We start from the raw sequence: 11365 nt of genomic DNA on the forward strand, positions 1-11365 counted from the left end.
TCGGGTATCCGCCGAAGACGATCTGCGGATCGCAACGTCGAGAGACTACCATCTGGAAACGGCGCAGCCCTAAGCCTTCAGATCTGTTGCCGCGAAATCCGGATCTTCTCTTGGCCGAAGGATTTTTTCAACGAGCCGAGCCGACATCTGGCGGCTCAGTAGTCTCTGCAAGTTCGCAAGCAGTCGATTTCGCGCCCCCACAACCCGATAGCTCAGGTTGCGATCGAGCGCCCACAACGCATCCCGCACCACGTTCGCGACCGGCATCGGCACGCCGACAGCAGCCTCCTTCGCGCCAACAACGTCGAAAAAGGCCGTTTGCGTCGCGCCAGGACATAGCGCGACGACCCGGATGCCCCGATGCCGGTTCTCAGCCCAAACAGCTTCCGAAAATGACAGGAGAAAGGCCTTCGTCGCGCCGTAGACGGCCATATACGGATCGGGCTGGAATGCCGCGGTTGACGCGACGTTGATGACTGCGCCACCGGATCGCGCTTGCATCCCCGGCAGCAGAAGATGAGTCAGCTCGAGCGCGGCGACGCAGTTCACCAGAACTTCATCGCGCTGGCGCGTCAACGGAATCGTTTCAAAGCGCCCGTATGCTGCGAAGCCCGCATTGTTGATCAGCACATCGACGAACGTGCCGGTCTCCTTCAGATGACGATCGATCGTGTCGACGGCGTCGGCCGCGCTCAGGTCGACCGTCAGAAAATCGGCGTCGCACGCATGGTCGCGCCGCAGTTCTGCGGCCAGATCGCGCAGCTTGTCGCGAGAGCGTGCGACCAGCAGGAGTCTCGCACCGCGTTCGGCCAACGCATAGGCAAACGCGCGCCCGATACCCGACGATGCACCGGTGACGAGTGCTGTTTTTCCGCGAAAATCGAAAGATTGACTCATGGCTTGCTGATGGAGTGGAACGGGAGTTGCACTCTAAACCGTTGACTATAGGCAACGGTCAAGCGTAAATGACGCTCCACGACATTGATTGGAGGCAGCATGCGCATCGGCGAGCTATGCAAGCGGGGAGGTGTATCGCGCGACACCGTCCGTTACTACGAGCGCTTGGGTCTGCTGGACAAAGCAACACAACCGAACGCGACGAACACTTACAAGCGCTATTCCGAACTTTCGTTACAGCGGATACGGCTGATCGTCCACGCGAAGGCGTTGGGCTTCACGCTGGCGGAAATTGGCGACGTTGTCCATGTATGGGAAAGTCCGACGTTCGGCGTTGAGCAGAAGGTCGCGTGCCTGCAAGCAAAGCTCGCCGAACTCGATGCGAAGAGTCTCGCGTTGATCACGCTGCGAACAGGGTTGCTGAATGCGTTGGCCAAAGTTGGCGGCGATTGTGTCGAAGAAGAAATAGCGTGATGAGTCGCGGCTGTGCAAATGTCATGCTGCATCGAACAGGAACGTCGATGGCCGCGTCAGGTCGGAAAGCGCCATCCACGGAAATCCGCGAAGCGCCTTTTTTGCGTGCCCCACGGCGGGCAATCAGCACACGGCCATCGATCCGGCGAAGTCACGCGTAGCGCATGAAAAATGCCGGCGGGCACCCTGCCCGCCGGCCTCTTGCATCGCGTGGCCGTGCGCGCCGCCCTACTTCAACGCGCCCGCCACCTTCTTCTGCCGCCACAGACACAGCAAATCGCACGCAACATGCGCGGCCGCGATCGCAGTGATGTCCGCATGATCGTAAGCAGGCGCCACCTCGACAACATCCGCCCCAACCAGATTCAACGCCCCGAGCCCACGCACGATCGCCAGCGCCTGCGCGGACGACAACCCGCCCGCGACCGGCGTGCCCGTGCCGGGCGCGAATGCCGGATCGAGGCAGTCGATATCGAACGTCAGGTACGCGGGCCGCGCGCCGACAATGTCGACGATCCGCTCGACCGCCGCGCGCGAACCATGATCGTGCACCCACGCGGCATCGAGCCGCTCGATCCCGAGAAAATCGTCGTTCCACGTGCGGATGCCGACCTGCACCGACGTCGCGGGATCGATCAGCCCTTCCTTCACGGCCTTGTAGAACATCGTGCCGTGATTGAGGCTGTCCGGATCGTCGTCGGCCCACGTATCGCAGTGCGCGTCGAAATGGATCAGCGACAGCGGCTTGCCGTAGCGCTCCGCGTGCGCGACCAGCAGCGGATACGTGATGTAGTGATCGCCGCCGAGCGTCAGCATCTTCGCGCCCGAGTGCAGGATCGTGCGCGCATGCTCGACGATCGCGGGCTTGATCGACAGCGGGTTGTGCGCATCGAACCAGCAGTCGCCGTAGTCGACGGCCGCGAGATCGTCGAACGGATCGAAGCCCCACGGATACGGATTGAGCTCCGCGAGCTGTACGCTCGCCGCGCGGATCGCAGCCGGCCCGAGCCGTGCGCCCGAGCGATAGGTGGTCGCAAGGTCGAGCGGCACGCCGGAAATCGCGACGTCGACGCCGTCGAGCGCGCGCGAATAGTTGCGGCGCATGAACGACAGCACGCCCGCATAGGTGTTTTCGATCGAGGAGCCGTACGGCGTCGTGCGACGGATCGCACCGTCGCCGTGGAGAAGTTCGGTCATGGTCGAACCTGTTTTCGTGGGGGCCGGCTCGGCCTCGCGTTGCATGGGCGCGCGGGCCGGGCACGGCGTGGATTCATCGGGCACGCACGGCTTGCGCATCCAGTCGCGCGGCCGTGCGGGACAACGACAACGGCAATACCGCGGCGATCATAGCAAGCCGAACTGGAGCCGTTGCCCCGGTTCAGCAGGGGCAACGCGTTGAAAAAATCCGGCGGCAACGCCCGCGCATCGTCACCCGGCAGCACCGGATCGCGGCGGCGGCGGGCACACACCTGCACGTGCCGTCCCGACTGCGTCCTAGAAGGATTCGCCGGTTTTCGCCCGTCCTTTCTTCCGGATAATGGCCGCAGCCGCGCGCTCGACGGCGCGCCGTCCACCGCAGACAACAACAAACCGGAGACACCCGCCTTGATCGCCACGCTTCCCGCCACCTACCGCCGGCTCTGGCCGCTCGCCATCGCCGCCGCGCTGCTGTACGGACTGTCGCTTGCCGCTGCGCCCTATCCCGGCCAGGCCGCCGCGAAAGCCGCAATGGGCATCCTGCTGCTCGCGGCAGGCAGCACCTGCGGCGCGCCGCGCGAACGCGCGTGGCTGTGCGCGGCGCTCGCGACGGCCGTGCTCGGCGACGTGCTGCTCGCGCTGCCCGACTGGCCGCTGTCGTTCGTCCTCGGCCTCGGCGCGTTCCTGCTCACGCATCTGTGCTATTGCGCGATCTTCATGCGCTGGCGCGCGCGGCCGCACGGCTGGCGCATCGTCGCGCTGGTCGGGCTGTGGATCGCCGCGCCGGCGTTCTACCTCGCCTTCCTGCCGCACCTCGGCGAGCTGCTGGCGCCGGTCGCCGTCTACATGCTCGTGCTGTGCGCGATGGCGAGCTTCGCGCTCGCTGCCCGCACGCATGGCGCGCTGGTGGCCGTCGGCAGCCTGATCTTCGTCGGCTCCGATACGCTGATCGGCGTCGGCCGGTTCCTCGGCGGTTTTCCGGGCATCGATTACCTGATCTGGGGCCTCTACGCGCTCGCGCAGGTCACGATCGTGGCCGGGGTTTTCCATGAGACGGCCGCCGGATCGATCCGCCCCTGATTCCGTTTCAAACAGACCGCCGCACGCCGGCGGTCTCGTCTCCGCCCCGCTCCGCCCGTGTCGACGAGCCTTTCCGCGTATCCCGCATTGCGGAAAGTGCGCTGTTCCAAACCCCGCTCAGCCTTTTCCCGCCTGGTTTCAGGCCCTTAGAGCGCCGCTTCTAGCCTCTTGCGGTTTCCGGGCTCACCCACTATCGTTACATCAACCAATGTAACATTAAAAAATGAGCCAAATCGGAGACACCCGGATGAATGCTCGCACGTTGCCTTTCGGTTCACCCGGCCACGACGGCCTGGACGACACCATCGACATCGCCATCATCGGCACCGGCTTCGCCGGTCTCGGGATGGCGATCCGCCTGCGGCAAACAGGCGTGACCGACTTCGTCGTCCTCGAGAAGGCCGCGTCGGTCGGCGGCACGTGGCGCGACAATCATTACCCCGGGTGTGCATGCGACGTGCAATCGCACGTCTATTCGTTCTCGTTCGCGCCGAACCCGCGCTGGACGCGCATGTTCGCGCCGCAGCCGGAGATCCGCGCGTATCTGGAAGACTGCGTGCAGCGCTTCGGGATCGGCCCGCACCTGCGCCTGAACCACGAGCTGCAGCGCGCCGAATACGACGAGGCCGCGCAGCGCTGGCGCCTCACGTTCGCGAACGGCAAGCGGCTGTCCGCACGCGTGCTGGTGTCGGGGATGGGTGGCCTGTCGCGCGCCGCGCTGCCGGCGATTCCCGGCGTCGAGAATTTCAAGGGCCGCGCGTTCCATTCGCAGCAGTGGGATCACGACTACGCGCTCGAAGGCAAGCGCGTCGCGGTGATCGGCACCGGCGCGAGCGCGATCCAGTTCGTGCCGCAGATCGCGCCGCGCGTGAAGGAACTCGCGCTGTTCCAGCGCACGCCGCCGTGGATCATGCCGAAGCCCGACCGCAACCTGACCGGGTTCGAGAAATGGCTGTTCCGCACGCTGCCGTTCACGCAGAAAGTGGTGCGCAGCGGCATCTACTGGATGCTCGAATCGCGCGTGCTCGGCTTCGCGATCCATCCGTCGCTGATGAAGAACGTGCAGAAGCTCGCGCTGCGCCATATCCGCAAGCAGATTCCCGATCCGGAGCTGCGCAAGACCGTCACGCCGAACTACACGCTCGGCTGCAAGCGCGTGCTGATCTCGAACGACTACTACCCGGCGCTGTCGCGCAAGAACGTCGACGTGATCACGACCGGCATCGACCACATCGAGGCCGACGCGGTCGTGACGACCGACGGCAGCCGCCATGAAGTCGACTGCCTGATCTACGGCACCGGCTTCCAGGTCGCCGATCCGTATCCGCGCGGCGCGATCGTCGGCCGCGGCGGCCTCGACATCGTCGACGCATGGCGCGACGGCGCGCACGCGTATCTCGGCTCGACGCTGCCCGGCTACCCGAACTTCTTCATGATCGTCGGCCCGAACACGGGCCTCGGCCACAACTCGATGGTGTTCATGATCGAGTCGCAGATCGAATACATCCTCGGCGCGCTGCAGGCGATGCGCCGCGAGCGCGCGGATGCGATCGAGGTGCGCCCGCTCGTCGAGGCGCAGTTCAACAGCGACCTGCAGGGCAAGCTGAAGAAGGCGATCTGGTCGACGGGCGGCTGCAAGAGCTGGTATCTCGATCCGCGCACGGGCAAGAACACGACGCTGTGGCCGGGCTTCACGTGGCGCTTCCGCCAGGCAACCGCGCGCTTCTCGATCGCCGATTACCACGCGTATCGCGCACCGCACGACACGATCGCGCGGCCCGTTGCCGCGCCCGCCGCTTCCGCTTCCACTTCCGCCGAAGCGGCCTGAGCCAGACAAGGAGCCAACGACATGAGAGATTTCGCCAACAAGGTCGCCGCGATCACGGGTGCCGGCTCGGGCATGGGCCGCTCGCTCGCGATCCAGCTCGCGCAGGCCGGCTGCCATGTGTCGCTCGCCGACAAGAACGGCGTCGGCCTCGCGGAAACCGAACGGATCGTCCGCGCGATCGCGCCGAACGTGCGCGTATCGACGCGCGTGCTCGACGTCGGCGAGCGCGACGCGATGTTCGCGTGGGCCGACGACACCGCGAAGGAACACGGCAAGGTCAACCTGATCTTCAACAATGCGGGCGTCGCGCTGTCGAGCACGATCGAAGGGATGGACTACAGCGATCTCGAGTGGATCGTGAACATCAACTTCTGGGGCGTCGTGCACGGCACGAAAGCGTTCCTGCCGCACCTGAAGGCATCGGGCGACGGCCACGTGATCAACACGTCGAGCCTGTTCGGGATCTTCGCGCAACCGGGCATGAGCGGCTACAACGCAACCAAGTTCGCGGTGCGCGGCTTCACCGAATCGCTGCGCCAGGAGCTCGACATGATGAAGTGCGGCGTGTCGGCGACCTGCGTGCATCCGGGCGGCATCCGCACGAACATCGCGCAGGCCAGCCGCGTGTCGAAGAACATGGTCGGCTTCATGGTCGCGAGCGAGCAGCAAGGCCGGGACACGTTCGAGAAGTTCTTCATCACGACCGCCGACGACGCCGCGCGCACGATCCTCGCCGGCGTGCGCCGCAACAAGCGCCGTGTGCTGATCGGCCGCGATGCGAAGGCCGGCGACTGGATGGCGCGCATCCTGCCGTCCGCGTACCAGGCGCTCGTCGTGCTTGCGACGCGCCGCGAGGCCGCGAGAGCCCGCCGCGACGCCGCCCGCGGCGCGCCGGCGCCCGCACCGCTGCACGCAACCTACAACAACGCAGGTAATCAGGGAGGAGAACAATCATGACGACCCCGAACATGATGCCCGTGCGGCGCGACATCCGTTTCGCGCTGCCGCCCGAACGCGCGAAGGACTGGCACGTGCAGGGCGTACCGGTCACGCACTTCATGAACGCGCTGTCGCTGCTGTTCCCGGCCGGCGAACGCTTCTTCATGGATTCGGTGCGCAACTACCGCGACCGGATCGAGGATCCCGAGCTGAAGAAGCAGGTGCTCGGCTTCATCGGCCAGGAAGCGATGCACACGCGCGAGCACATCGAATACAACGACCTGCTGCAGGCGTCGGGCCTGCCCGCGCACAAGCTCGACAAGCGGCTGTGGACGATCCTCGGCTGGTTCAAGAAGGCGCTGCCGCATTCGATGCAGCTCGCGATCACGATCGCGCTCGAGCACTACACGGCGATCCTCGCGAACCAGCTGCTGTCGGGCCACGAGCACCGCATCGACGGCTCGGTCGAAGGCTACCAGCAGATGTGGATGTGGCATGCGATGGAGGAAACCGAGCACAAGGCGGTGTCGTACGACGTATGGACCACCGTGATGAAGCCGGGCCTCGGCAGCTACCTGCTGCGCACGGGCACGATGCTGACGACGACCGTGTTCTTCTGGACGATCGTGTTCGACTTCCACGTGCGCCTGATGCGCGCGCACCGTCGCGAACACGGCAAGTTCGGCGGCATGTGGCGCCTCGTGAAGTACCTGTACGGCCCGAAGCACGGCGTGTTCCCGAGCATCGCGCGCGAATGGCTCGACTACTTCCGCCCGGGCTTCCACCCGTGGGACCACGACAACCACCAGTACCTGCAGGGGCTCGACACGCTGCTCGAGAACATCGACGCGACCAACGCGCGCTACGCGGCGCAGGCCGCCCCGCGCCGCGTGCCGCTGCATCCGGTTGCGCAGGCATGACGCGATGGCGCGCGCGCACGAGATGCTGACCGTCCAGTCCGGCGACGTGAAACTCGCCGTCTACGTGAGCGGATCGCGTCGCGCGCCGCCGCTGATCCTCGTGCACGGCTACCCCGATTCGGCGGCCGTGTGGGCGCCGATCCGCGCACGGCTCGCGAAGCGCTACCGCGTGATCGCGTACGACGTGCGCGGCGCCGGCGCGTCCGATGCGCCGCGCCGCCGTGCCGACTACACGCTCGCGCGGCTTGCCGACGACCTGAAGGCGGTGGCCGACGCGACCTGCGGCGGCCGGCCGTTCCATCTCGTCGGCCACGACTGGGGCTCGATCCAGTGCTGGGAGGCCGTGACCGACCCCGCGTTCCGCGGCCGGATCGCGTCGTACACATCGATCTCGGGCCCGTGCCTCGATCACGTGTTCCGCGCGAAGCTGCGGCTCAAGCAGAGCCTGAAGTCGTGGTACATCGCGTTCTTCCACCTGCCGCTCGTGCCGTCGCTGGTGTGGCGGCTCGGCGGCGCGGCGCTGTGGCCGCGCTGGCTGCAGCTCACCGAACGCGTGCGCGCCGAGCGCGATCCCGTGCAACTGAAGAACGCGCTGAACGGCCTGCAGCTTTACCGTGCGAACTTCCTCGCACGGGCACGCAAGCCGCGCGAACGGTATGCGCAGGCGCCGGTGCAGATCCTGGTGCCCGTGCGCGACCGCTACGTGACGCCCGAGATGTCGGTCGACCTCGATCGCTGGCTCGGCGACCACGTGCGCGAGGAAATCGACGGCACGCACTGGATCGTGCTGCGTCACCCGGACATGATCGCGTCGCGGATCGACCGCTTCGCGTCCGCGCAGGAGCGGCCGGCGATCACGAATGCCGCGGTTCAGCGCCCCGCCGGCGCCGGTAGGCGCCTGAACAGCGTCTCGTAGTCGACGACGAGCCCGTCGTCGTCGATGTCCATCTCGGCCGTGAAATTCCGGAAGATGCCTTCGTAGCGGTAGCGCCGGCCCGGCTCGATGCACGCGTAGGCCTGCTTGACCGGCGTGACCTTCAGGTCCGGCGTCGAGATGTACGCGACGTCGATCGGCCGCCGCTCGCCGCGCGCGAGCCCGAGGCGGCCGATCGGCAGCGAATTCGTGAACGGCGTCGCCGCAATGTCGATGTCGATGCAGCCGTCGAGCTCGTGCAGCGCTCGGCCCGCGCCGTCGTGCCAGTGGCCTGCGCCGTCGCCGCGCAGTTCGAGCGTGCCGCCGCCCATCACCTTGAGCACCGCATACGTCACGCGCCAGTGCGAATCGCACTCGACGCGATACGCGAGCCCGTATGCGCGACCGTACCGCTGGCCGACCACCGCGCTTTCGACGACGATCCCGCCGCCGCTCCGGTCGAACGTCAGATGTTCGACCCCGTCGCCTTCGAGCGACGCCCAACGCACTTCGCGCATCGTTCCGCCTCCCGGTTTACTCAATGCGGGGGATCGTCGCACAAATTCCCGAACGAAGACGCCAACAAACGCGTACTTGCGCGGAAAGGCTAGCGATTGCCCAAATTCGCTACCGAAACCGACAAATCGCCCAAAAACGTTAACGCAGGCCGGCTGGCACGCCCCAATTCCGAGCATCAACCACAAATCCTGACTATCCAGGATTCCCTATTCCGGTGCATGGAATTGTGTCCTATGCTCGCGGCTCGTCCTGTCCCGCCGCCACCATGCCTACCGCCCGCTCCGCCTCGCCGTCGATCGACCTGCGCATCCTGCTGCGCGGCATCGGGCAGATCGTGCTGCAGGCGAATGCATTCACCGGCGCGCTGCTGCTCGCCGCGCTGGCGCTGACCGACGTGCGGCTCGCGTGCGCGGCGCTGGTCGGCTCGGCCGCAGCGAGCATGACCGCCGTGCTGACGGGCGCCGAGCGGCGCGACGTCGAACTGGGGCGGCACGGCTTCAACGGCGCGCTCGCCGCGCTGATCGCCGTGCTGTTCGCGCCCCATCCGCTCGCCGCGCTCGCGCTGGTGCCGCTGGTCGCAATCGGCTCGGCGCTCGTGCAACGCGCGATGCGCGCGCCGCTGGCCCGCTGGCGCCAGTGTCCGTATTCGAGCCCGTGCCTCGCCGTTACCGCGCTGTGGATGTCGTTTGTTGCGCCGCCACATGCGAGCGGCGCAACGGCTGGCGCAACCCTGACGCTGTCTTCCATCGCCGACGCGCTGCTCTCGGGTATCGCGCAGACCACCTTCGCGCAAGGCGCGTGGGCCGGCGCACTGATCGTCGCAGGCATCGCCGCCGCGTCGCGCCGCGCGGCCACGTTCGCGCTCGGCGGCGCCATCGTGTCGGCCGCGCTGCTGCTCGCGCTCGGCGCGAACGGCACGTCGTTCGCCGACGGCCTGCTCGGCTTCAACGGCGCGCTCGCCGCGCTCGCGTTGGCGCCGCGCGGCCCGCGCGCGGCATTCGCGGCGGCCGCCCTCGCCGCACTGATCCAGTGGCTCGCGACATGCGCGGGCATCCCCGCGTTCACGGCCCCGTTCGTGCTCGCGTCGTGGGTCACGGTGGCTGTCGCGCGCCGCTTCACCCTCGGAGAACACGATGTCGTCATTCGCACACCGTCCTGATGCCGTGAAACCCGGCGCCCCGATCTCGGACGCCGAACGCCGGCTGCGCGTCGATCTCGCCGCCGCGTATCGGCTCGTCGCGCTGAACGGCTGGGACGACCTGATCTACACGCACCTTTCCGCGACCGTGCCCGGCGAGCCCGGCCATTTCCTGATCAACCCGTTCGGCCTCGCGTTCGACGAGGTCCGCGCATCGAACCTCGTGAAGATCGACCTGGCCGGCAACCGGATCGGCGACAGCGAACACGCGGTCAACGTGACGGGCTTCGCGCTGCATGCGGCCGTGCATGCCGCGCGCGCCGACGCGGTGTGCGTAATGCATCTGCACAATACGGCCGGCATTGCCGTGTCGATCCAGCGCGACGGGCTGTTGCCCGCATCGCAGCACGCACTGCGCTTTCATGGCGACCTCGCGTACCACGACTACGAGGCACTCGCGTTCTCGCCGGCCGAAGGCGCGCGGCTGACCGCGAGCCTCGGAACGAAATCCGCGATGCTGCTGCGCAATCACGGCACGCTGACGGTCGGCCGCACCGTTGGCGAAGCCTATGTGCTGATGGATACGCTGATCAAGGCGTGCGACATCCAGATCCGCGCACAGGCAGGCGGCGGGCCGCTCGTGCTGCCCGACCCGGCCGTCGCCGACCGCACCGCCGCACAACTGCGCGACGGCGGCGCGATCGAAGGCGAACTGGAATGGCCGGCGCTGCTGCGCCGCCTCGACCGGATCGATCCGTCGTATCGCGACTGACGCCGCAACCATGGCCGCCACCCGCGGCCGAATCGTTCAAACCCAACCGGAGCACCTGTCATGCCGACTTTCAATATCCAGCTGTTCGAAGGCCGCACCGTCGAACAGAAGCGCGAATTCGTCGAAGCAATCACGCGCGTCACGTGCGAGACGCTCGGCTGCGCGCCGGGCTCGGTCGACATTATTCTCACCGACGTGAAGAAGGAGAACTGGGCGACGGCCGGGAAGCTGTGGAGCGACGAGGGCTGACAAACGCCGCCTCCGCCCCGGCGGAACCTGCCGGGCAATATGCGCTCGAACTGCGGTGACACCCGAACGAACGCGCCGCACCAAACGGCACTCGATGGAGACCGCATGATCGAAGACAAGCACATCGCCACGACGCTCAACGAAATGATCCTGTCGATGGGCGCGAAACTGGATCAGTCGCTCCATCAGGTCAAAGCGACGTGCCCCGAGCACGAATTCGTCGCCTACCGCGAATTCGTGTCGCAGGTGCTGACCACGATGCTGGCCGACTTCATGAATCCGCTCTACGCAAGGCATCCCGACCTGAAGCCGCCGGAACTGACCTGACCCGCCTCTGCAGCGCCCTGCAACGGGCGCTGCCCGCGGCCTCCTCCCGCCCCTCCCGTTGTGCGCCCGCACATCGCTTTGTCGCGCAATCGGCGCATAATGCCGGACAGAC

13 protein-coding genes are annotated in these 11365 nt (G+C 66.7%); 10 read left to right on the plus strand and 3 right to left on the minus strand.

All coding sequences use genetic code 11. From position 1 onward, the window contains the following. Positions 1-69 precede the first annotated feature (69 nt). The gene (locus tag ACM6JT_RS22110; RefSeq protein ID WP_034180334.1) at positions 70-897 is read right to left on the minus strand and encodes an SDR family NAD(P)-dependent oxidoreductase; all 828 of its coding nucleotides are present in this window, start codon (positions 895-897) and stop codon (positions 70-72) included. A 99-nt stretch (positions 898-996) separates the two neighbouring features. On the opposite strand from ACM6JT_RS22110, the gene ACM6JT_RS22115 reads away from it, so the two are divergent. Beyond that, positions 997-1371, plus strand: coding sequence for a MerR family transcriptional regulator (locus ACM6JT_RS22115; RefSeq protein ID WP_414857285.1), 375 nt, complete (start codon positions 997-999; stop codon positions 1369-1371). Positions 1372-1599: 228 nt separating this feature from the next. On the opposite strand, the gene speB is transcribed toward ACM6JT_RS22115, so the two are convergent. Next, complete coding sequence (speB, locus tag ACM6JT_RS22120; protein ID WP_414857286.1) at positions 1600-2568, minus strand: agmatinase; 969 nt, start codon at positions 2566-2568, stop codon at positions 1600-1602. Positions 2569-2976: 408 nt separating this feature from the next. Here speB and ACM6JT_RS22125 point away from each other — a divergent pair, with 408 nt between their 5' ends. The 5 genes from ACM6JT_RS22125 (at position 2977) to ACM6JT_RS22145 (ending at position 8251) form a co-directional block, all read left to right on the plus strand. After that, positions 2977-3648 carry a lysoplasmalogenase gene (locus tag ACM6JT_RS22125; RefSeq protein WP_105392479.1) on the plus strand — a complete coding sequence of 224 codons (672 nt, stop codon included), beginning with the start codon at positions 2977-2979 and terminating at the stop codon, positions 3646-3648. A 247-nt stretch (positions 3649-3895) separates the two neighbouring features. Continuing rightward, positions 3896-5476 carry a flavin-containing monooxygenase gene (locus ACM6JT_RS22130; RefSeq protein ID WP_414857287.1) on the plus strand — a complete coding sequence of 527 codons (1581 nt, stop codon included), beginning with the start codon at positions 3896-3898 and terminating at the stop codon, positions 5474-5476. Between the two features lie 21 nt (positions 5477-5497). Then, entirely contained in the window at positions 5498-6433 is a 936-nt protein-coding gene (locus ACM6JT_RS22135) for an SDR family NAD(P)-dependent oxidoreductase (RefSeq protein WP_131949467.1), read from the plus strand. After that, positions 6430-7335, plus strand: coding sequence for a metal-dependent hydrolase (locus ACM6JT_RS22140; RefSeq protein WP_175747537.1), 906 nt, complete (start codon positions 6430-6432; stop codon positions 7333-7335). Before ACM6JT_RS22135 ends, ACM6JT_RS22140 begins: the two co-directional genes overlap by 4 nt. A gap of 4 nt (positions 7336-7339) precedes the next feature. Continuing rightward, positions 7340-8251, plus strand: coding sequence for an alpha/beta fold hydrolase (locus ACM6JT_RS22145; protein ID WP_414857288.1), 912 nt, complete (start codon positions 7340-7342; stop codon positions 8249-8251). Here ACM6JT_RS22145 and ACM6JT_RS22150 read toward each other — a convergent pair. Further along, positions 8206-8766 carry a putative glycolipid-binding domain-containing protein gene (locus ACM6JT_RS22150; RefSeq protein WP_105392474.1) on the minus strand — a complete coding sequence of 187 codons (561 nt, stop codon included), beginning with the start codon at positions 8764-8766 and terminating at the stop codon, positions 8206-8208. The genes ACM6JT_RS22145 and ACM6JT_RS22150 overlap by 46 nt on opposite strands. Positions 8767-9032: 266 nt before the next feature. Between ACM6JT_RS22150 and ACM6JT_RS22155 the strand changes: the two genes are divergently transcribed. The 4 genes from ACM6JT_RS22155 (at position 9033) to ACM6JT_RS22170 (ending at position 11253) form a co-directional block, all read left to right on the plus strand. Then, the gene (locus ACM6JT_RS22155) at positions 9033-9926 is read left to right on the plus strand and encodes an urea transporter (RefSeq protein WP_414857289.1); all 894 of its coding nucleotides are present in this window, start codon (positions 9033-9035) and stop codon (positions 9924-9926) included. Further along, positions 9901-10677 carry a class II aldolase/adducin family protein gene (locus ACM6JT_RS22160; RefSeq protein ID WP_414857290.1) on the plus strand — a complete coding sequence of 259 codons (777 nt, stop codon included), beginning with the start codon at positions 9901-9903 and terminating at the stop codon, positions 10675-10677. The genes ACM6JT_RS22155 and ACM6JT_RS22160 overlap by 26 nt, the downstream gene beginning before the upstream one ends. A 60-nt stretch (positions 10678-10737) precedes the next feature. Further along, the gene (locus tag ACM6JT_RS22165) at positions 10738-10926 is read left to right on the plus strand and encodes a 4-oxalocrotonate tautomerase (RefSeq protein ID WP_105392471.1); all 189 of its coding nucleotides are present in this window, start codon (positions 10738-10740) and stop codon (positions 10924-10926) included. A gap of 105 nt (positions 10927-11031) precedes the next feature. Then, positions 11032-11253 carry a hypothetical protein gene (locus ACM6JT_RS22170; protein WP_414857291.1) on the plus strand — a complete coding sequence of 74 codons (222 nt, stop codon included), beginning with the start codon at positions 11032-11034 and terminating at the stop codon, positions 11251-11253. The last annotated feature ends 112 nt before the right edge of the window (positions 11254-11365 follow it).

The sequence above is a fragment of the Burkholderia sp. IT-111MI5 genome, assembly GCF_949752865.1.
GTDB lineage: Bacteria > Pseudomonadota > Gammaproteobacteria > Burkholderiales > Burkholderiaceae > Burkholderia > Burkholderia pyrrocinia_C.